This is a genomic window from Allosediminivita pacifica (genome assembly GCF_003054175.1).
Lineage (GTDB): Bacteria > Pseudomonadota > Alphaproteobacteria > Rhodobacterales > Rhodobacteraceae > Allosediminivita > Allosediminivita pacifica.
In genome coordinates this window covers 67864-87679 of the sequence record NZ_QBKN01000020.1, presented here as the reverse complement: position 1 = coordinate 87679, position 19816 = coordinate 67864, and the positions used below count along the sequence as shown (strand labels likewise).

27 protein-coding genes are annotated in these 19816 nt (G+C 66.7%); 10 read left to right on the top strand and 17 right to left on the bottom strand.

From position 1 onward, the window contains the following. The first annotated feature begins 66 nt into the window (after positions 1 to 66). Positions 67 to 783, top strand: a complete 717-nt coding sequence (locus C8N44_RS15570; protein ID WP_107977694.1) for a phosphotransferase enzyme family protein — start codon at positions 67 to 69, stop codon at positions 781 to 783. Between the two features lie 172 nt (positions 784 to 955). On the opposite strand, the gene rpmE is transcribed toward C8N44_RS15570, so the two are convergent. Further along, positions 956 to 1177, bottom strand: a complete 222-nt coding sequence (gene rpmE / locus C8N44_RS15565; protein ID WP_107977693.1) for a 50S ribosomal protein L31 — start codon at positions 1175 to 1177, stop codon at positions 956 to 958. Beyond that, positions 1174 to 1578 (bottom strand): 50S ribosomal protein L19, encoded by a 405-nt coding sequence (rplS, locus tag C8N44_RS15560; protein WP_107977692.1) that lies wholly within the window; start codon positions 1576 to 1578, stop codon positions 1174 to 1176. The genes rpmE and rplS overlap by 4 nt, the downstream gene beginning before the upstream one ends. Before the next feature lie 350 nt (positions 1579 to 1928). Between rplS and C8N44_RS15555 the strand changes: the two genes are divergently transcribed. Beyond that, a complete protein-coding gene (locus C8N44_RS15555) occupies positions 1929 to 3740 on the top strand; it encodes a methyl-accepting chemotaxis protein (protein WP_107977691.1) in 1812 nt (603 codons plus the stop codon). 25 nt (positions 3741 to 3765) lie between these two features. On the opposite strand, the gene trmD is transcribed toward C8N44_RS15555, so the two are convergent. From trmD to C8N44_RS15495, 12 genes are all read right to left on the bottom strand, one after another. Continuing rightward, positions 3766 to 4575 carry a tRNA (guanosine(37)-N1)-methyltransferase TrmD gene (gene trmD, locus C8N44_RS15550; protein ID WP_107977690.1) on the bottom strand — a complete coding sequence of 270 codons (810 nt, stop codon included), beginning with the start codon at positions 4573 to 4575 and terminating at the stop codon, positions 3766 to 3768. 69 nt (positions 4576 to 4644) lie between these two features. Beyond that, entirely contained in the window at positions 4645 to 5754 is a 1110-nt protein-coding gene (locus tag C8N44_RS15545) for a hypothetical protein (protein WP_146178851.1), read from the bottom strand. A gap of 225 nt (positions 5755 to 5979) precedes the next feature. Next, positions 5980 to 6486, bottom strand: a complete 507-nt coding sequence (gene rimM / locus C8N44_RS15540; RefSeq protein WP_107977688.1) for a ribosome maturation factor RimM — start codon at positions 6484 to 6486, stop codon at positions 5980 to 5982. 203 nt (positions 6487 to 6689) lie between these two features. Continuing rightward, entirely contained in the window at positions 6690 to 7052 is a 363-nt protein-coding gene (gene rpsP, locus C8N44_RS15535) for a 30S ribosomal protein S16 (RefSeq protein WP_107977687.1), read from the bottom strand. Between the two features lie 43 nt (positions 7053 to 7095). Beyond that, on the bottom strand, positions 7096 to 7392 hold the full coding sequence (locus tag C8N44_RS15530) for a chorismate mutase (RefSeq protein ID WP_188758666.1): 297 nt from the start codon (positions 7390 to 7392) through the stop codon (positions 7096 to 7098). A gap of 7 nt (positions 7393 to 7399) precedes the next feature. After that, the gene (locus tag C8N44_RS15525; RefSeq protein ID WP_107977685.1) at positions 7400 to 8002 is read right to left on the bottom strand and encodes a GNAT family N-acetyltransferase; all 603 of its coding nucleotides are present in this window, start codon (positions 8000 to 8002) and stop codon (positions 7400 to 7402) included. Then, entirely contained in the window at positions 8002 to 8577 is a 576-nt protein-coding gene (locus C8N44_RS15520; RefSeq protein WP_107977684.1) for a GNAT family N-acetyltransferase, read from the bottom strand. Before C8N44_RS15520 ends, C8N44_RS15525 begins: the two co-directional genes overlap by 1 nt. Then, positions 8574 to 9137, bottom strand: coding sequence for a GNAT family N-acetyltransferase (locus tag C8N44_RS15515; RefSeq protein WP_107977709.1), 564 nt, complete (start codon positions 9135 to 9137; stop codon positions 8574 to 8576). The genes C8N44_RS15520 and C8N44_RS15515 overlap by 4 nt, the downstream gene beginning before the upstream one ends. 17 nt (positions 9138 to 9154) lie before the next feature. Then, positions 9155 to 9691: a GNAT family N-acetyltransferase gene (locus tag C8N44_RS15510; protein WP_107977683.1), complete on the bottom strand. Its 537-nt coding sequence runs from the start codon at positions 9689 to 9691 to the stop codon at positions 9155 to 9157. Continuing rightward, positions 9688 to 10197, bottom strand: coding sequence for a GNAT family N-acetyltransferase (locus C8N44_RS15505; protein ID WP_158274068.1), 510 nt, complete (start codon positions 10195 to 10197; stop codon positions 9688 to 9690). Before C8N44_RS15505 ends, C8N44_RS15510 begins: the two co-directional genes overlap by 4 nt. A 17-nt stretch (positions 10198 to 10214) precedes the next feature. After that, positions 10215 to 11693: a signal recognition particle protein gene (gene ffh, locus C8N44_RS15500; RefSeq protein ID WP_107977681.1), complete on the bottom strand. Its 1479-nt coding sequence runs from the start codon at positions 11691 to 11693 to the stop codon at positions 10215 to 10217. A gap of 296 nt (positions 11694 to 11989) precedes the next feature. Beyond that, positions 11990 to 12568, bottom strand: coding sequence for an FMN-dependent NADH-azoreductase (locus C8N44_RS15495; protein ID WP_107977708.1), 579 nt, complete (start codon positions 12566 to 12568; stop codon positions 11990 to 11992). Between the two features lie 125 nt (positions 12569 to 12693). On the opposite strand from C8N44_RS15495, the gene C8N44_RS15490 reads away from it, so the two are divergent. Both C8N44_RS15490 and C8N44_RS15485 read left to right on the top strand, forming a co-directional pair. Next, positions 12694 to 13575, top strand: coding sequence for a LysR family transcriptional regulator (locus C8N44_RS15490; RefSeq protein WP_107977680.1), 882 nt, complete (start codon positions 12694 to 12696; stop codon positions 13573 to 13575). After that, positions 13569 to 14444 (top strand): DMT family transporter, encoded by an 876-nt coding sequence (locus tag C8N44_RS15485; protein ID WP_308421217.1) that lies wholly within the window; start codon positions 13569 to 13571, stop codon positions 14442 to 14444. Before C8N44_RS15490 ends, C8N44_RS15485 begins: the two co-directional genes overlap by 7 nt. A gap of 23 nt (positions 14445 to 14467) precedes the next feature. On the opposite strand, the gene C8N44_RS15480 is transcribed toward C8N44_RS15485, so the two are convergent. Continuing rightward, entirely contained in the window at positions 14468 to 14728 is a 261-nt protein-coding gene (locus C8N44_RS15480; protein WP_107977679.1) for a spike base protein, RCAP_Rcc01079 family, read from the bottom strand. An 84-nt stretch (positions 14729 to 14812) separates the two neighbouring features. Continuing rightward, positions 14813 to 15184 (bottom strand): ArsR/SmtB family transcription factor, encoded by a 372-nt coding sequence (locus C8N44_RS15475; RefSeq protein WP_107977678.1) that lies wholly within the window; start codon positions 15182 to 15184, stop codon positions 14813 to 14815. A 249-nt stretch (positions 15185 to 15433) separates the two neighbouring features. Here C8N44_RS15475 and C8N44_RS15470 point away from each other — a divergent pair, with 249 nt between their 5' ends. From C8N44_RS15470 to C8N44_RS15445, 6 genes are all read left to right on the top strand, one after another. Beyond that, positions 15434 to 15829, top strand: a complete 396-nt coding sequence (locus C8N44_RS15470) for an AtpZ/AtpI family protein (RefSeq protein ID WP_107977677.1) — start codon at positions 15434 to 15436, stop codon at positions 15827 to 15829. Then, on the top strand, positions 15804 to 16577 hold the full coding sequence (locus C8N44_RS15465) for a F0F1 ATP synthase subunit A (protein ID WP_107977676.1): 774 nt from the start codon (positions 15804 to 15806) through the stop codon (positions 16575 to 16577). Before C8N44_RS15470 ends, C8N44_RS15465 begins: the two co-directional genes overlap by 26 nt. 76 nt (positions 16578 to 16653) lie before the next feature. After that, positions 16654 to 16878 (top strand): F0F1 ATP synthase subunit C, encoded by a 225-nt coding sequence (locus C8N44_RS15460; protein ID WP_107977675.1) that lies wholly within the window; start codon positions 16654 to 16656, stop codon positions 16876 to 16878. Positions 16879 to 16970: 92 nt separating this feature from the next. Next, positions 16971 to 17522 carry a F0F1 ATP synthase subunit B' gene (locus C8N44_RS15455; RefSeq protein ID WP_107977674.1) on the top strand — a complete coding sequence of 184 codons (552 nt, stop codon included), beginning with the start codon at positions 16971 to 16973 and terminating at the stop codon, positions 17520 to 17522. A 4-nt stretch (positions 17523 to 17526) separates the two neighbouring features. Next, positions 17527 to 18093: a F0F1 ATP synthase subunit B gene (locus C8N44_RS15450; protein ID WP_107977673.1), complete on the top strand. Its 567-nt coding sequence runs from the start codon at positions 17527 to 17529 to the stop codon at positions 18091 to 18093. A gap of 164 nt (positions 18094 to 18257) precedes the next feature. Further along, complete coding sequence (locus tag C8N44_RS15445) at positions 18258 to 19067, top strand: division plane positioning ATPase MipZ (RefSeq protein ID WP_107977672.1); 810 nt, start codon at positions 18258 to 18260, stop codon at positions 19065 to 19067. A 3-nt stretch (positions 19068 to 19070) separates the two neighbouring features. Here the strand turns inward: C8N44_RS15445 and C8N44_RS15440 are convergent, their stop codons facing one another. Continuing rightward, the gene (locus C8N44_RS15440) at positions 19071 to 19622 is read right to left on the bottom strand and encodes an HdeD family acid-resistance protein (RefSeq protein ID WP_158274067.1); all 552 of its coding nucleotides are present in this window, start codon (positions 19620 to 19622) and stop codon (positions 19071 to 19073) included. Positions 19623 to 19816 lie beyond the last annotated feature (194 nt).

Here is a 19816-nt window from a genome sequence, read left to right as displayed (position 1 = left end):
ACAAGAGTATGAACCTCCACCGGTGACCGCCTTGCCGCCGGGCAAAAACCGCATCTATCTGGCGCAATGAGCATCGCCGGTTCCCGCCCTCCCGCCCACCTCTGGGCCATCAACGCCGAGCTGCGGCCTCTGTCTGGCGGCAACCGCAACGCGGTCTTCCGCACCGTGGGGCTGGACGAGGAGCTTGTCTTCAAGTCCACTCGCCGTCCGCCCGAAGCCATCGACTGGCTGCGCGAGGTGCATGACATGGCGCGCGAGGCGGGCTTCACCGTGCCGCGGATGCTCGAAACCCGGGAGGGCGCGCTCGTGGCGCAGGGCTGGACCTGCGAGCCATACATCCCGGGCGACCCCTGCGATCCCGCCGATCTGCCCGAGGTGCGCGAGGCGCTCAGCCGCTTCCACGATCTGGCCCGCGACATGCCCCAGCGCCCGGGGTTCCTTTCGTCGCAGGACCTGCTGGGGGCCGAACGCGGGGGTGACGTGGATCTTGGCGCCATGCCCGAGGCCGTGGTCGCGCTCTGCCGCGAGGCGTGGGGCGCCGTCTCGGACGGCGTCATGACGCTGGTGCACGGGGACCTGAACTTCGCGAACCTGCTGCGCTCTCCTGAGGGGCGCGTGACGCTCATCGACTGGGACGAATGTCGGCGCGACCTGTCGCTCTTCGATCTGGCCGTCCTGCCTGGCGCCCGCGCGGTCGAGGCCCGCGCGCTGCTCGCCTGGGAGGCCGCCTGCTCGTGGCATCGCGAGCCCGATTACGCCCGCACCATGGCCGGGCGGCTCTGAGCGGGCCCGCGCCTCAATCCCCCCAAGTCTTACGTCCCGGTTAACGCGGACAGCCAAACCTTTGATTTCACTGGGTGCGAAAAATGTCCCGGCCCGGGACACCCGAAACGAAAGACGCCGCCCGAAAGGGGCGGCGTCCTGAAAATCTCGTATCGTGCCGGAGGCAGCTGGCTCAGAAACCGAGGCCTTCGTACTTCTTCTTGAAGCGCGAAACGCGGCCACCCTGGTCCATGAGGCGCGAGTTGCCGCCGGTCCATGCCGGGTGCGACGTGGGGTCGATGTCGAGCGTCAGCGTGTCGCCCTCGGCACCCCAGGTGGTCCGGGTCTGGTACTCGGTGCCGTCGGTCATCTTGACGGTCACCATGTGGTACTCGGGATGGATGTCCTTTTTCATGTCGCGCTTCCTTGCACCGGCTTCTTGCCGTCATCCTTGGGCTTGTAGTTGGTGTTCTCGGCGATACGGGCCGACTTGCCGCGGCGCGAACGCAGGTAGTACAGTTTGGCGCGGCGGACACGGCCACGACGCACGACCTCGATGGACTCGATGTTGGTCGAGTACAGCGGGAACACGCGCTCGACGCCTTCGCCGAAGGAAATCTTGCGGACCGTGAAGGTGCCGGCGATGCCTTCGCCGTTCTTGCGGCTGATGCAGACGCCTTCGTAGGCCTGCACACGCGTCCGCGTCCCTTCGGTCACCTTGTAGCCGACGCGCACGGTGTCGCCGGCCTTGAAGTCGGGAATGTTCTTCCCGAGCGAGGCGATCTGTTCCGCCTCGAGCTGGGCAATCAGGTCCATCGACCTTCTCCTTGGATAGCTCACGGTTGGTCCGTGAAGGTTTGTGCCGTCCCAGAGCTCCGGGTCTTCTGACCGGGTCCGCCGTAGCGCCCGCCGGAGATTTCGAACTGTCTTTGCCTTTCGTCGCCTTCCGGCGGGCCCACGGGGGCGTCGAAGACCGACGCGGGGCACATACCGGAATCGGCCCGCGCGGCCACGCCGGCGGGCCCGCGCCGTATAAGCGGTACAGGCCGCTTGATCAAGCGTCAATTGCCCCGCGGCACGCCCGAAAAAGGTCAGGCCATGCTCACCGCACGTTTAGATTTGGCCTCTATAGCCCGAAGCAAGTTGAAGCAGAACGGGCAGCACCGATGAAGCGTTTCAAATCCCTCCGGCTACAGGTGGCATGCGGTGTCATCCTGATCGTCTTCGCCACCGCGGTGGCACTTTCCGCGACCCTTGAGCGGCAGTCGGAGCAAGCGCTGGTCAAGGCCGCGCAGGCGCGGCAGGACACCTCGCTGCGCATCCTCGTGGACAGGTTCATGCAGCGCTACGACGGGATCACGGCCGTCTACGATGCCGGGGGGTCCATCGAACGGGTCAGCTGGGGGGACCTGCCTGCCATCGAGGGGCACGAGCTGATCGACGGCGTCGGCCGGATCTCGGGTGAAACCGCCACGGTCTTTGCCTGGGATCCCGCAGAGGGGGATTTCATTCGACGTACCACCAACATCGTGAAGCCCGACGGCAACCGCGCGGTCGGCACGTATCTCGGAACCTCCAATCCAGTCTTCGCCTCGATGATGGAAGGCGAGATCTTTCGCGGACGCGCCGTGATTCTCGGCAACAGCTATCTGACGATCTATGTCCCGATCATGGGGCCGAACGACCAGCCGATCGGCATCTTCTACGTCGGCGTGGCGGAGGCCGAGATCGCCGCAGCCCTGCAGGCCCAGCGTTTCAGCGCCATGGCTGTAATCGCGGGATTCGTGATTTTCGCCATTCTCGCCACTTTCTTTGGACTGCGCCTTGCGCTGCGGCCCTTGGTCCGGCTCGAAAGGGCCGTAAGGCGGATCAGCGAGGGCGAGCTCGACCGTCCGGTGGATGGGATCGACCGCTCCGACGAAGTGGGGCGCATCGCGAGCACCGTCGACGGCTTCCGGCTGTCCCTGAAGGATGCACGGCTACGCGACGAGGAAGACGCCCTGCGGCGTGAAGAGCAGGAGCGGGCCGTCGAGGCGCTGAGCCAGAGCATGTCGCGCCTCGCGGACAAGGACCTCGGCTGTCGTATACCGCAGGCGGCTGGCTTCCCGCCCGAATACGAACGCCTTCGCAGGGATTTCAACGCCGTGGCCGAGAATCTGGCCGGTGCCGTGGCCGACATCAGCCGCGTTTCCGCCAATGTCGAAAGCACGGCCAGCCGCATCGGCAGCATGTCCAACGATCTCTCCCTCCGGGTCGAAAAGCAGGCCGCTTCTCTCGAGGAAACCGTGGCCGGGCTCGACCTTCTCACCCAGTCGGGGGATCAGATCGCGACCCGCGCCTCCGAGGCAGATGGCCTTGCCGGCGAAAGTCGCGAGCTGTCGCGGGAAAGCGGCGCAGTTCTGGATCGCGCCGTCGCCGCCATTGCCGAGGTCGAGGCCGCGTCGGACCAGATCGGCCGCATCGTCGAGGTGATCGAGGACATCGCCTTCCAGACCAACCTTCTGGCGCTGAATGCCGGGGTCGAGGCCGCGCGCGCCGGCGAGGCGGGCAAGGGGTTCTCGGTGGTCGCCACCGAAGTGCGCGGGCTGGCGCATCGGGCCTCGGATTCAGCCGGCGAGATCCGCAATCTCGTCCAGTCCACCGTCAACCAGGTCCGAGACGGCAGCCAGCTGGTCCGCGACACGGGAACCTCAATCGTCCAGGTGCTCGAGAAGGTGCACGCCCTTGGATCGCTCGTCTCCGCCATCGCGACGGATGTCGAGGGACAGGCCCGCAGCATGTCCGAGATCAACGTCGGCATGCAGCAGCTCGATGTGGCGACCCAGGAAAGCGCCGCGCTCGCGGCCGAAGCCGACGGCGCCAGCCAGGAATTGCAGTCCGAGGCGCGCGCGCTGGCGCATACGCTCGACAGCTTCTCGCACCATGACGCCGCGGAGGGAGAGGCAACCGGCCGGGCCGTGAGCTCACGCGCTGCCTGAGTGCCGCACCGCGGGGCCGCCGGTGTCAGCCTTGACCGCTGCCCTTGCGGCGAAGGAAGGCCTCCCAGAGGTCGGGGCGGCGTGCCTCGGTCAGGCCCTCGGCTTGCGCCTGCCGCCACTTCTCGATCTCCCCGTGGTGCCCGGATAGCAGCACATCCGGCACCGCGTGCCCGCGCCATTCGGTCGGGCGCGTGTACTGGGGATGCTCCAGAAGACCGCTGGAAAAGCTCTCTTCCTCGGTCGAGGCGGAATTCCCAAGTACCCCGGGCAAGAGCCTGATGGTCGCGTCGAGCATGGCCTGGGCCCCGATTTCACCACCCGTCATGACGAAATCGCCCAGGCTCACCTCGGTCATGCCATAGGCGTCGATCACGCGCTGGTCGAGCCCCTCGAACCGGCCGCAGATCAGCGTCGCGCCCTGGGTGCGCGCCAAATCGCGCGCCATCGCCTGGTCGAACGGGCGACCACGGGGCGAAAGATAGAGAATCGGCGCCTGCTCGGGCATGCGGGCCCGCGCACTGTCGAGCGCGCGCGCCATGACGTCGGCGCGAAGAACCATGCCGGCGCCGCCGCCCGTCGGTGTATCGTCCACGTTCCGGTGGCGCCCCTCGCCGAACTCGCGAAGACCCACGGTATCGAGCTGCCACAGCCCATCCTTCAGGGCCTTTCCGGTCAGAGAGAGCCCCAGTGTCCCCGGAAAGGCCTCCGGAAAGAGCGTGACGACCTGTGCCCGCCAAGCCCGCGCCAACTCCGCCCCAGGGGACATGAGATCCCGCGGCTGGAGTGAGGGGCGGATGGCCTTGCGCCCGTGCGACCGGGAGGGCGTATCTGACATCTGGGGGCTCCGGCGAATGCTGCGCGCCGTGTCTACTGCCCACCCGTGGTGCCGTAAAGCCTGCCGGCTTCAGGCGGCGGCGGGCTGCATGGGCCGGTAGTCCGCGGGTCTCGGTGCCGAGATCAGCAGGCCGGTGGTCGGGCACCAGGCGGGACGCGGCTGAGGCGCCCGCCCCGCGTGATGCGCTGACAGGCCCTCGGGGGCGGGAAGCCTGGGTGCCCCGGTTTTCTCTGCAAGAGTGTCGAGCTCGCGCGCGAAGTCTGCGTCCGCCCCGCCCCCGATTTCGGCCGGGGCCAGTCCGATCCTGTCGCGTGCGTAGATCTCATCACGCCACTGACGCAGTACCACTGCAATTGCCTCGCAGAATTCGTGGTCACCGCGCCGTGCCGCGGCGCTCAGTGCGCGCGTGCGGGCGATACCGGAAAGGTAGGCGGCAACGGTCGACCGATCGCAGCCGGGCTGCCGCACGCACCAAAGCGCAGTGGCCCGAGACGCTGGATCGGTCGCGTCATGGGCCAGCACAACGTGGTGCCACAGGTCCGGATCATCGACGCAGAGACTTTCGAGCCCGATCAGGCTTCCGGTGGCCTGGCCTGCTTGCCACAGCAGATCTGTCGTTGCGAGGGTCAGGTCCTGCCGACAGCGCTCGGACAGGCCGCCATACGCATCAAGTTGGTCGCGCAGAGCCAGCACGGCATCCGGCCGATGGAAAAGGCGGGCCAGGTCACCGGCCAACGCCTTGTCGGCTTCGAGCAGTCGGAACAGTGCGTAGAGCTCAAGGACCTCTCCCCGGGAAAGACTTTCGACAGATCTGTGGCCCCAGAGACCAAGCATCCGCTGCAGAAGCCGGCCGCGTCTCGCGGGCTTGTCGCTTGAAGTGCCGGGGGTGCCGTCGCCACGGCCCTCGGCAACCGCCGCTGCGAGCAAAGTCTTTTGTACCTCGGGGCTGGGCAGGGAGAGCATCGAGCCAACCATCCGCGGGGCCGCGGGACGCAGCAACCTGCCCGGACCGGTCGCAAGCGAGAGCCCGCCGGTCAGGCTGGAGACCATCGCCCACAGCCCGCCCGCGCCCGCCAGACCAAGCAGCACCGGGGATGCGCCGCCGCCCTGTGGCATGAGCACGGCTGCCATGGCCGGAACCATGGCGAGGCTCGCAATGTAGACAGGCTGGCCGCTCATGCCGAGCACCGGGCCAGAGTGTGAAGCGAAATTTCCGCCGGTAACGTGGTCTGCAAATCGGGCCTTCGGATCGTGATGCTTCATTGTTCCGCGGGTTTTCCGCAAAAATCCGAGCAACAACGCACCGGCTCCGACGGCGGTTCCCGCGCGCTCACGACTCCCGGCCGGCAGGTCCCGGATCCGGCGGAAATCCGCGCAGCCGATCATACGGGACGCGACGCTGATTCAGTCCAGCAGACCCTCGGGCGGATCGGCGACGATCCGGCCCGCGGTGAGGTCGACGGTCGGCACGGCCTCTCGCGTGAAGGGAAGCAGCACCGTGCGCGATTGCCCCGGCACGTGCAGTTCCAGGAGGTCCGTGGCCCCGTGGTTCAGCACGGCACGGACCTTGCCCAGCGGCGCGCCGCCGGTGTCGTAGACCGCCACCCCGATCAGGTCGGCATGGTAGAATTCGTCGTCGGGAAGCGAGGGCAGGCGATCGCGAGGCGCATAAAGCCGCAGCCCGCGCAGGGCATCGGCCTGCTCCTTGGTTTCGACCCCGCTCAGCAGGGCGGCAAACCCGCCTTTGATCTCGCGCATCAGCTCCACCTCGAAGCTGCGCGCGCCGTCCTCGCTGGTCAGCGGGGCGTAGTCGGCCACCGCCGCCGGTTCGGCGGTGAAGCTTTTCAGGCGGACCTCGCCGGCAACCCCGAAGGCGCCGGCGATGGCCGCGACACAGACGCGATCATCCATCGCTTACCTCATAGGTACAAAGGCCGCTGGCACGCCAGTCGCCGCCAACTATCGCACATTCCTCGCGCCGGGAACTCCTCTCGTAGAAGATCCCCGCGACAAAGGCCACGAACAACAGGACGGCCAGTCGGAACAGGCGCATCATGGCGCGGACCCCGCGAATGGCGCCCGACCCGCGTCAGAGCGGCGGGCCGGGAACGCGATCACTCTGCGTCGGCCGATGCGACTTCGGCTGCCTTGGCTTCACGCTCCTTGGCGCGCTCCTGGGCTTTCTTGCCCGGGGTGCCTTTCTTGTAGTTGTGACGCTCTTTCTTCTCGATGTCGCCCGAGCTCTCGAGGAAGCGCGACACGCGGTCGGTCACCTGGGCGCCGTGCTCGATCCAGTGCTTGGCGCGATCCACGTCCATCTTGACGCGGTCCGGGCTGTCCTTGGGAAGAAGCGGGTTGTAGGTGCCGATCTTCTCGATGAAGCGGCCGTCGCGCGGCATACGCGAATCGGCAACGACGATGCTGTAGTGGGGGCGCTTCTTGGAGCCGCCACGGGCGAGTCGGATCTTCAGGGCCATTGAGTGTCTCCTTGTTCGAATGGCGTGGTCTGCGGCGCGGCCGTCATGGCTGCTGGCGCCGGTGGTGCTGGATCACTTCCTGAATGATGAAATTCAGGAACTTCTTGGCGAATTCCGGGTCCAGATCAGCCCGGGATGCCAAATCCTGGAGCCGCGCGATCTGAGTCTCCTCGCGCGCGGGGTCGGATGGCGGGAGGTCGTGATGCGCTTTCAGCGCACCCACGGCCTGCGTGTGCTTGAACCGTTCGGCCAGCGTGAAGACGAGGATCGCGTCGAGCCGGTCGATGCTGTCGCGGTGCTCCTTGAGGAGCTCGGCGGCGCGCGCCGTATCGTCCGTCATGGGGGTCTCAGTCAATAGCCCAGCCTCTCGGTTTGAAAAGGGGATCGGCGTAATGCGCGATTTCCATGTCGATGCCATGCGCCAGCTGCGTACCCTGCAACCGGGCGGGCGCCGGGTGGCGGTAGACGGCGTCGTTGCCGTCGACGCCCGGCGCGGCATGGTCCTTGGTCGCCCCAAGCCGCTCGGCCAGCCGGATGCTGTCGAGGTTCTTGGGATCGATGTAGCTGACCGCGCCGTCCCAGCCCTTTTCCTCGAAGAAATACCGGCGCACCCGCTGCGTCGCCTCGAGGGCAAAGCCCTGTCCCCCGCGGTCGGGCCAGATGATCCAGGCGATCTCGCGCTCGGGCCACTTGGCGGGAAACCAGCCGCCCGCCATGCCCACGGTCTCGCCGGTCGCTTTCAGGTGGACCATCCACATGCCGAAGCCGCGGATCTCCCAGTGGCCGATCTCGGCGGCGTAGAGCATCCAGGCCTCGTAGGCATTCAGCGGGCCGCCCATGAAACGCGACCGGTACGAGGCGAAGGTTGCCTTGAAGTCGGGGTAGTCCTCGGGCTCGGGCGCCCGCAGCACCAGTCGTCCGGTCTCCAGCACGGGAATGTCGAGCGCCATCACGCACCTCCCCCGGCCGGAACATGGCGGAACACGAGGGTTCCGCGGCCCATGGCGGCCTCGGATTGCGCGTCGCGAAAGGCGCCCAGGCGCTCCATCAGCGCGACGCAGCGGGTATTGGAGGCATCCACGTAGGACACGACGCTCTCCCAGTCGAGCGTCTCGAAGGCGTAGGTGCGCACGGCCTCTGCGGCCTCCTGCGCAAAGCCCTGCCCCTCGGCATCTTCCGTCAGGAAGACGCCCAGCTCCGCTTCGGGGTCGTCGTATTCGTACCCCAGCAGGACAAAGCCGCAGGAGGGGCCGAACTGGCAGTCGATCGTCCAGAGGCCGTGCCCATGCAGCATCCAGAGCGCCGTATAGTTGGCGAACTCAGCCCAGGCCTCGGGGCGCGACAGCGGCCCGCCCATGTATTCCGCCCGGTCCGAGCAGAGGATCGCGGCGAAGGCGCCGAAATCGTAGATCCGCGGCCCGCGCAACTGCAGCCGCGTGGTGTCGAGCACGGGCACCTTGCCGCCAAGACGGGCGGCGGCACGGGCACCGGGGCCGGGGCGATGCTGCTCGATCGGCGGGATCATTCGGACCTCGTGGGACCGGGGTGGCGGTAGAGCAGGTCCTCGCCCATGTTGGGGTTGAGATAGGCCCGCTCGTAGTGCGCGCCCATCCGCTCGGCGAGGGCGATGGAGCGGGTGTTGCCCGGCACGATGTTCGAGGTCAGCGTGCTGAAGCCGAGATCCTCGTAGGCCCAGCGGCGGGCGCGCTCGGCGCCTTCGCGGGCGATGCCCTTGCCCTCGTAGCCGTCGAAGACGACCCAGCCGACCTCGGGTTCGGGCCAGCCCTCGGGATTCCAGATGCCGGTGATTCCGGCCATCTCGCCCGTGTCCTTCATCTCGATCGAGAAATAGCCGTAGCCGTGAATGTGCCAGTGCCCGACGTTCAGGGCGAACCAGCGCCAGGCATCGCTCCGGTTGTCGTAAGCGCCGAAGCCCGCGGCGCGCTCCTGGTCCATCAGGAAGGTCATCATCGGCTCGGCATCGCGCGGCTGCGGCCCGCGCAGGATCAGCCGCTCCGTCTCGAGAAGGGGCGCGGCGGTCAGCGGACGCTGTTCGTGGGTGGTAAAAGGCGCCGCACCGAGCATGGAGTTCTGCCGTTGGCTCATGCGTAGGCCTCCGGGCTGCCATCGGCATCTGGGCTGTGCCGGTAGACGACTGTCTGCGTCGCGGTCTCTCCCTCGGGGCGCGCAGCCTGCGTGTCCACCACGGCGCCAAGCCGCTCGGCCAGCGCCCGCGACCGGGCGTTCCCCGGATCGACATAGCTCACCAGCGTCGGCAAGCCGCGCTCGGACCAGGCCCAGTCCAGCGCCGCCATGGCTGCCTCGGTGGCATAGCCATGCCCCTCGGCACCTTCGACCAGCATCCAACCCAGCTCCACCTCGGGGAAATGCGGAGGTTTGCCGATGGCGATCTGCCCGAGGAAGGCGCCCTCGCGGGTCTCAATACCCCAGCCGCCGAAGCCGAGAAGATCCCAGCTTCCCGCGTCGGCAGCGATCATGATCCAGGCCTCGCGCCTCGAATATGGCCCGTCCATGAAACGCGACCGGTCGCTGGCCAGAAGCGCGCAAAGCGGCTCCATGTCCGACAGGACATGGCCGCGCAGCCGAAGCCGCCGGGTTTCCAGGACGGGTGCGCTCATGCTGCCATCTCCCGCGACACGCGGAAGGTCAGGGCGCCGGGATACCACTCCGGCGCGGGCTTGTCGGTGCGCTGCGCGCCAAGGCGCTCGGCCACCCGCAGCGAGGCCGCGTTCTCGGGCAGCACCCGCATGATCAGCTCGGGCCAGCCGCAATCCTCCAGCAGATGCGCCACGACGGCGCGCGTGGCCTCGGTGGCGATGCCACGGCCCTCGGCCGCGTCCTGCCAGAGCGACCACGTCATCTCGGGCACCGTGCCCGCCCGCATCTGCAGGGGCCCGACATGGCCTACCGGCCGGCCATCGTGCTCGATCACGTAGCGCCCGAAGCCGCGCAGGTCCCAGTGACCGGACATGGAGGCGAACTTGTCGAAGGCGCGGCTCTCGTCGAAGGGGCCAAGCACGAAACGCGCCCGGTCCGAGGTCGCATAGGCAATGAAGGCGGACAGGTCGCCCGCCTGCGGGCGCCGCAATACAAGCCGCTCGGTCCGAAGGACCGTACGGGGCATATGGCGCACGCCGCTGCTCATTTCTTCTTGCCGAACCCGCCAAGACCCGGGGGAAGACCACCGCCGCCGCCCATGCCGCCCATCTGCTTGGCGGCCTGCTCCAGCGACTTCTGGTCCATGCCTTCCATGCCGGCGGGCATGCCACCCTTGCCGAACATGCCTTTCATGGCCTGTTTCATCATGCCGCCTTTGCCCATCTTGCCCATCTTCTTCATCATGTCGGACATCTGGCGCTGCATCTTGAGAAGCTTGTTGAGGTCGCTCACCTCGAGCCCGGCACCGCCGGCGATGCGCTTCTTGCGGCTGGCCTGAAGAATCTGCGGGTTGGCGCGTTCCTTCTTGGTCATGGACTGGATCAGCGCGATCTGCTGCTTGAGCACGCGGTCATCCATCCCCGCGTCGCCCATCTGCTTGGCCATCTTGCCCGCGCCCGGCATCATCTGGAGCATCGACTCCATGCCGCCCATCTTCATCATCTGTTCCAGCTGCATCTTGAGGTCGTTCATATTGAACTGACCTTTCTGGAACCTCTTCATCATCCGCTCGGCCTGTTCGGCCTCAAGCGTCTGCTGCGCCTTCTCGACCAGGGTGACGATGTCGCCCATGCCCAGGATACGGCCTGCGACACGGTCCGGCTCGAAGGTCTCGAGCGCGTCCATCTTCTCGCCCAAACCGACGAACTTGATCGGCTTGCCGGTCACCGCGCGCATGGAAAGCGCCGCACCGCCGCGGCCGTCGCCGTCCATCCGGGTCAGCACGACGCCGGTGATGCCAATGCGCTCGTCGAAGTTCTCGGCCGTGTGCACGGCGTCCTGGCCGGTCAGGCCATCGACCACCAGCAGCGTCTCGCGCGGGTTGGCGACGTCGCGCACCGCCTCGACCTGGCTCATGAGTTCCTCGTCGATCGACAGGCGACCCGCGGTGTCGAGCATGTAGACGTCGTAGCCGCCCAGCCCCGCTTGCGTCTTGGCACGCTTGGCGATGGTCACCGGGTCCTCGCCCTTGACGATCGGCAGGGTGTCGACCCCGATCTGCGTGCCGAGGATCTGCAGCTGCTCCATGGCCGCCGGGCGGTTCACGTCGAGCGAGGCCATCAGGACCTTCTTGCCGTCGCGCTCCTTCAGCCGCTTGGCCAGCTTGGCGGTGGTCGTCGTCTTGCCGCCGCCCTGCAGGCCGACCATCAGGATCGGCGCCGGCGGGCTGTCGACGCGCAGGCTGCCGGGCTCGCCTTCACCGCGTAGTGTCTCGATCAGCTCGTCATGGACGATCTTGACCACCTGCTGGCCGGGCGTGACCGACTTGGTCACCGCGGCGCCGGTGGCCTTCTTCTCGACCGTCTTGATGAAGTTGCGCGCAACGGGCAGTGACACGTCGGCTTCCAGAAGGGCGACGCGCACCTCGCGCAGGGCGGTGCGCACATCCTCTTCGGACAGGGCACCCTGCTTGGTCAGGCGGTCGAAGACGCCGCCGAGGCGTTCGGAGAGAGATTCGAACATGGGGCTTGCGCCCTCCTTTCCCGTTTCTCGGTTTTGCGCCCCAAACGTAAGAGGCCGCGGCGGTCATCACAAATGCCAATGCGGAAATGCCCCCGTGGGCGCAACGCGCTGACGGGGGGCGATCCCTGGCACAGCCAATGGGACCGGAAGGCCTGCGGACTTCCGGGAGTTGGCGACGACTAATAGAGAGCCGCACCACTCCGAGTCAAGGGGGAAGCAGCCGGGCCCTGTGCCGGTGGGGCGGCGCAGGGCCCGGTGGTCGACGAGCGGCGTGTCTGCCGCCCCTCGTGTCGTCGTCAGGCGGCGAGGCCCGCGATGTCGGCCTCGGCCTGCGCGCGCGACCCGTCAGGGTCGAGGATCTGGCGGTCCGAACGCACCATCTGCACGTCGGTGATGCCGACGAAGCCCAGCATGTGGCGCATGTAGGGCGTTGCGAAATCGACGGGGCCGCCGACCTCGGTGCCGCCCGAGGCCACCACGAGGATGGCGCGCTTGCCGGTCAGCAGGCCCTCGGGTCCGTTCTCGGTGTAGCGGAAGGTGACGCGCGCCCGCGCGATCATGTCGACCCAGGCCTTGAGCGCCGAGGGAATGTTGAAGTTGTAGACCGGCACGGTGATGAGCACCGTATCGGCGGCCTGCAGCTCCTCGATCAGCGTATCCGACAGTGCCAGCACGGCGCGCTGCGCCTCGGTGCGCTCCTCGTCGGGCGTGAAGTTGGCCGTGACCCAGTCGGCGTCCACCTGCGGCATGCCCGAGGACAGGTCGCGCTGGATCGTGGTGTCGGCGTTCAGGCGGGCCGCGGTGGCGTCGGCCAGCTCGCGGGTCATTGAATCGGCGGCGCGGGCTGATGCGTCGATGCGCAGGAGTGTGGTCATTTGAAATGTCTCGCGTAGATGTGTGTGAAGGACATGGTTCGTTTCCATCCACTTCGGTCCTTGCATCAGCGAACGCAATTGCCGCAAATGCGCAGAAATTGTGAGACAACGCACAAGGCCCGAAGATGGACAACTGGGACGAGATCCGAACCGCCTACCAGGTCGCGCGTCTGGGGACCGTCAGCGGCGCCGCCGAGGCGCTTGGCGTCCACCATGCCACCGTGATCCGCCATATCGACGCGCTCGAGGGGCGCATGGGGGTGAAGCTCTTCCAGCGCCACGCCCGTGGCTACACCCCGACCGAAGCCGGCACCGATCTCGCCCGCGTCGCACAGACGACGGCCGACCAGTTCCAGCAGCTCGAGGGCCGCATCAAGGGCCGCGGGGCCGAAGTCTCGGGGGATCTCCTCGTCACCTCGGTCATCGCCTTCGCCCCTCTCATCGTTGGCGCGCTGACCTCGTTCCAGCGCGAATATCCCGACATCGTGGCACGCTACCTGACCGACGACCGGGTCTTCCGCCTGGAATACGGCGAAGCACACGTCGCTCTGCGCGCTGGCAAGGCGCCGGAGGAGCCCGACAACGTCGTGCAGCCCTTCGCCAGCGAGCAGATCGCTCTCTACGCCGCCACTTCCTACATCGAGGAACATGGCAAGCCGGCCGACGAGGACGATTTCGCCGACCACCGCTTCGTTGCCCACGACAACCCCGACAGCCGTGCGCCCTTCCAGCGCTGGCTGCGTGGCAAGATTCCCTACAGCCAGGTCGTGTTCCGGTCGACCGACGCGCGGGTCCTCGACCAGGCCGTTCTCGAAGGTGCCGGGATCGGCTTCTTTCCCGTCCGCGCCGCCGAGCAACAGGCCGATCTCGTCCAGATTCTGCCGCCGCGCGACGAATGGGCGGCGCCGCTCTGGCTCGTCACCCACGTCGATCTTCACCGGACGGCCAAGGTGCAGGCCTTCCTGAGGCACCTCAAGGCCTACGCCGACCGGGACAAATCGTGCTGAGCCAATCGGCGCGCGGCCATATCGTCATGCTGACATTCTCCGCCCTCGTGGCGGGGTCCTTCTCCCTCGGTCGGATGGCGGCGCCCTTCGTCGACCCGGCGGTGCTCAACGCCGTCCGTTTCGTGGTCGCAGCCTTGGCGCTGGGCGTGCTGGCGCTGAAAAGCGGGGCAGGGCGCGAGGTGTTCGACGCCCCTTGGCGCTACGTGATCCTCGCCGGCCTCTACGCGACCTATTTCGTCACCATGTTCGAGGGGCTAAAGACCGCGCCACCGGTGAACATGGCGGCCGTCTTCACGCTTTCGCCCCTGATGGCGGCGGGCTTCGGCTGGCTCGTCCTGCGCCAGCGCACCACCCTGCGCGTCCTATTCGCCCTCCTGCTGGGCGGGCTCGGCGCCGTCTGGGTGATCTTCCGCGCCGACATCCAGGCGCTGTTCGCCTTCGAGATCGGCCGGGGCGAGATGATCTACGTCTGGGGCTGCGCGGCCCATGCGCTATTTGCGCCGTTGCTGAGCAAGTTCAGCCGGGGGGAACCCGCGGTGGCCTTCAACGCGGTGATGCTGGTGATGGGGGCGGTGCTGCTCGGGTTCTGGGGCGCGCACGACATCGCCACGACCGACTGGGCGGCGTTGCCGCGCATTGTCTGGATCACCATCGGCTACACCGCCATCGCGGCCACCGCCACCACCACGCTCTGTCTGCGCTATGCGGCCATGCGGCTGCCCGCCTCCAAGGTGCTGGCCTACACCTACCTTGTCCCGTCATGGGTCATCCTGTGGGAAATCGCCGTGGGCCACGGCGCGCCGCCGGCGCTGGTTCTGCCGGGGGTGGCCGTCACTTGCCTCGCCCTGCTGCTGCTGCTCAAGGACTAGACGGCGGACCACCCCGGCCCGCATCAGATCAGGCCGACGATCCCGGTCGCATCGGTCCCCGTGGACCAGACCCGCGAGACGCGGACCGGCCAGGGCGCCCCGGCGACCACGTAGATCGTCGCGGTGCTGCCGCCCACCGCGGTGACCCGGACATGACCCGAGGTGTTCACGGCAAGCGCGCGCGGAAAGACCGACAGGTCCTGAGCGTCATCGGGCGTGATCTCGTGAAGGTCGGTGGCCGGGCTGGAAAGGCCGCTGCTGAAGTTCTCGAACGGATCGGACATGCTGGAATCCTTCTGGGGAGGGGCCGGTCCGGTGAGGTCCGGCTGCCGGGTCGCGAAAGACCGCGCCAGATCACAGCAAGCGCCCTAAGAAAGCCCTGCACCTGCGCCCGGTCGAGCGTCAGGGGCCTCGTCCCGCTCTTCGAGCTCCTGAGCCAGGAAGCGCTCGAAAGCGTCAAGGTGGATGGGTTCGAACTGGCCGAACCCCTGCATCCAGACGCTCGCCTCGCGCAGCGCATCCGGTTCGAGCTTGCACCACTTCAGGCGGCCGCGCTTCTCTTGGCTGATCAGCCCCGCGCCTGCGAGGATCGACAGGTGCTTGGACACTGCGGCCAGCGACATCTCGAAGGGCTCGGCCACGTCGGTCACGGCCATGTCGTCTTCGAGCAGCATGGCTAGGATCTGCCGCCGCGTGCGGTCAGCCAGCGCCGCAAAGACGATATCGAGCGGTATACTCATGCCTCTGCATCAAGCGCGGGCAGGGGCGCCCGTCAAGCGCCGCCACGCATTCTCAACCAATCCGTTGAATATGGATTCAGGCACAGTTACCGCCAACATTGCCGTGGCGCGGGGACCACGCGCAAGGCGGCGGATTCCGGGAATCGTTTTATATCAATATCTTAATTTGGGTGATTGCGGTGGATTCCGGCAGTTGACGAGACACCCGTTCCGCCGTAGCAACCGCTTAACACTCCGATGGGGCACCAAGTGAGCGATCCCGATCCGAAACGGAAACTGGAAGAGCTCGAAATCCGGCTGGCAAGGCTGCGCGCGGCACGGCAACCGGAAAAGCCCCATCAGCAGGACTACCACTCCCAGGCGCAGCTGGCCTGGCGGATGGTGACGGAAATGGTGGCCGGTCTCGCGATCGGCTTTGGCATCGGTTTCGGGCTCGATACCCTTCTGGGGTCCACGCCCTGGCTGATGGTGACATTCACGGTCCTCGGGATCGTTGCCGGCATCCGCGTGATGATGCGTTCGGCAGCGGAACTACAGGCCGACTACGTGCCGCCCGAAGACGCGGGCGACTTGCAGGACGACGACGCCTTCGAGGCGGACGAAGACGAGGGGAACGGCTATGGCGACGGAAACGCACGGCGCTGAGGGCGCCGCACACGGCGAAGGCGGGCTGGTTTTCCACCCGATGGACCAGTTCATCGTCAAGCCGCTCTTCGGCAATGGCGAGGTGGGCCTGTTCACCGTGACCAACGTCACGTTGTGGATGGTGATCGCGGTGCTCTGCATCACCGCGCTGATGGTCTGGGGCACCTCGCGCCGCGCCATCATTCCCGGCCGCACACAGTCCGTGGCCGAACTGGCCTATGGCTTCATCTACAAGATGGTCGAGGACGTGACCGGCAAGGACGCCGTGAAGTACTTCCCCTACGTGATGACGCTGTTCATGTTCATCGTCTTCTCGAACTTCCTGGGCCTCATCCCCATGGCCTTCACCCTGACCTCGCACTTCGCCGTGACGGTGGTCCTGGCTCTTGCGGTCTTCCTGAGCGTGACGGTTCTGGGCTTCGTGCTGCACGGGACCAAGTTCCTCGGCCTGTTCTGGCCCACTTCGGCGCCGCTGCCGCTGCGCCCGGTTCTGGCCGTGATCGAGCTGATTTCCTACTTCGTGCGCCCGGTCAGCCACTCCATTCGTCTTGGCGGCAACCTCATGGCCGGTCACGCCGTGATCAAGGTCTTCGCCGGCTTCGCTGCGCTCGCCGCCGTGTCGCCGCTCTCGATCCTCGGGATCACGGCCATGTACGGGCTCGAGGTCATGGTGGCCTTCATCCAGGCCTACGTGTTCACGATCCTGACCTGCGTGTACCTCAAGGACGCGCTTCACCCGAACCACTGATACCGCCGCCGGGCATCCCGCCCGGCCGGTCCCGAACACCCGAAATCGAAACTTCCAGACGTAAGGAGATACCCCCATGGAAGGTCAAATCGCACACATCGGCGCAGGTCTCGCAGGTCTCGGCTGCGGTCTCTCGGCACTTGGCGTCGGCAACGTTGCCGGCAACTTCCTCGCCGGTGCCCTGCGCAACCCCTCGGCTGCGGCATCGCAGACCGCCACGCTCTTCATCGGCATCGCCTTCGCCGAAGCGCTCGGCATCTTCTCCTTCCTCGTCGCACTGCTGCTGATGTTCGCCGTCTGATCGGCGACGTCTGAGGATCCTTACGCCCGGGCGCGGCCACCCCTCGCGGTGGCCCGCCCGATGGAATTCACAACGGTCCGACGGAGGACGACATGGCAACCGAAACACCCGGTGCCGCAGCCGCAAGCTCCTGCGTGGGTCCCGATGGCAGCGCCATCGGCATGCCGCAGCTGTGCTTTGACTGGTGGCCCAACCAGATCTTCTGGCTGATCCTCGCGCTGCTGGCGATTTTCTTCGTTCTGTCGCGCATTGCTCTGCCGCGGATCGCCTCGGTGCTCGCCGAACGGCAAGGCACCATCACCAACGACATCGCCGCTGCCGAAGATCTCAAGCGCAAGGCGGCCGACGCCGAGAAAGCCTACGAAAAGGCCCTCGCCGACGCCCGTACCGAAGCGCAGAAGATCGCTCAGCAGACGCGCGACGAAATCAAGACCGAACTCGACGCCGCCATGGCCAAGGCTGATTCCGAGATCGCTGAAAAGACCAAGGGGTCCGAGCAGCGCATCTCCGAGATCCGCGCCAGCGCCATGGAAAACGTCGAGATCGTCGCCAAGGACACCGCCGAAGCCATCGTTCAGGCGCTGGGCACCACCGCCGACAGCAGCCAGGTCAATGCGGCTGTCGACAACCAGCTGAAAGGGTAAGGCCATGCTGCGCACCACACTCGCCTCCGGCGCCGCGCTCGCGCTGACCGCCACCCCGACGCTCGCGGCCACCGGCCCGTTCTTCTCGCTGCAGAACACGGACTTCATCGTGCTTCTGGCCTTCCTGCTCTTCATCGCGATCCTGGTCTATTTCAAGGTCCCGGGCATGCTGGGCAAGGAGCTCGACAAGCGCGCCGACGGCATCCGCACCGAACTCGACGAGGCCCGCCAGCTTCGCGAAGAGGCGCAGGCGCTTCTGGCCAGCTACGAGCGTCAGCAGTCCGAGGTGCAGGGCCACGCCGACCGCATCGTCGCCCAGGCCAAGGAAGAAGCGGCCCTCGCCGCCGAGCAGGCCAAGCAGGAGATGCAGCGCAACATCGAGCGCCGCCTTGCCACGGCCGAGGCACAGATCGCCGCCGCCGAAGAGCGTGCCGTCAAGGACGTGCGCGACCGGGCGATTGCCGTCGCCATCGCCGCTGCCCGCGAAGTGATCGCCGCACAGATGACCGAGGACGAAGCCAACCGCCGCATCGACGCGTCGATCAACGAGGTCGGCAACAAGCTTCACTGAGCCTCAGCACCAGAGCAAACACCAAGGCCCGGCCCCGCGCCGGGCCTTTTTCGTGACCGTGGTGCCGCGCAGCGGTCACGTCATTCCACCCATCTGTGCGAAGCGTCTTTTCCGTTGCGGGGCAAGCCGCTATCAGTCCGACATTCGGAAAGAAGGGGTGAACCTTGGCGCAGATCATCGTGGTCGGCAACGAAAAGGGCGGTGCGGGCAAGTCCACCGTCTCCATGCACATCGCCACCGCCCTCGCGCGGCTCGGCCACAGCGTCGGTGCGATCGATCTCGACCTCCGCCAGCGCAGCCTCGGCCGCTACATCGAGAACCGCTACCGCCATCTCGAGAAGATCGGCGCCGATCTTGCCAGCCCACGGCTGCTCGACCTCCCCGAGGTCGACCGGGAGGCGCTTGGCGAGAACGAGAACGAATACGACCAACGCATCGGGCGGGCAGTAAGCATCCTGGAACGCGATTGCGAATTCATCGTCATCGACTGCCCCGGTGCCCACACCCGGCTTGCCCAAGTGGCCCATTCGCTGGCCGACACACTGGTGACGCCGCTTAACGACAGCTTCGTGGACTTCGACCTGTTGGCCCGCATCGACAACGACGGCGAAAAGATCCTCGGCCCGTCAGTCTATTCCGAGATGGTCTGGGGCGCCCGTCAGCTTCGCGGTCAGGCCGGTCTTCCGGCGATCGACTGGATCGTGCTGCGCAACCGTCTCGGCGCCCAGCACATGATTAACAAGGTCAAGGTCGAGAAGGCGTTGACTCAGCTCGCCAAGCGGATCGGTTTTCGCACGGCGCCCGGCTTTTCCGAACGTGTGGTCTTCCGCGAACTTTTCCCGCGGGGGCTGACCCTGCTGGACTTGCGCGACGTCGGTGTCCGTCAGCTCAGCATCTCCAACGTCGCCGCCCGGCAGGAGCTGCGCGACCTGATCAAGGCGCTCCAACTGCCAGGTGTCGAGGTGAAGTTCTGAGCGTCACAGGCGCCGCGCGATCAGCGCGGCGGCCACGGCGGTAAGGCCCGAACTCAGAAGCTCCACGCCCAGAAAGATGCCCAGGATACCCAGAGCTCCCGTCGGCACGGCGATGAGGATGAGCAGGCCAAGCAGGGCCGAAACCGCCCCGGCGGCCATCATCCAGCCCGACGCCGGCCGGGGTCTCAGCCGGTAGCCGATCCACAACCGCACCAACCCGAGCAGGACAAAGAAGAACCCCAAAAGGATCGTGAGTGAGATCACACCGCCCAGCGGATCGAATATCACGGCGACCGCGAAGAGCAGGAACAGCACGCCCAGGATAACCGACCCGGCACGCGATCCGCTGCCGTCGAGCCCCGAGAAGCCCATGCAGATCTGGAGGACCCCCGCCACGAAGAACGCCGCCGCCGCAATGGCCGTGGCGGTCAGGGAGGCCGCAAGCGGGTTGAGCAGGGCAATGAGGCCGCTAAGGATCAGCAGCACACCAAAGGCCAGAAGCCACTTCCAACTCGGCCTCATGACAGGATCTGTCTCGAACGAATGGTCAGCCATGAAACATACTCCGTAACCTTGGTGGAAAAACGCTGCGCGGTGGACTGCGTTCCCCGATCGTGCAGCAACCCGACATCCGATAGAAGCCTGCTCGGCGCCTTCGCGCGAATGCCGCACCAAGACCTGCGCAGCCTCGCCATATCTTGTGGAAAACTGGCCGGAGTCCGCCATATAGGGGCGCATTTCGTTGACAC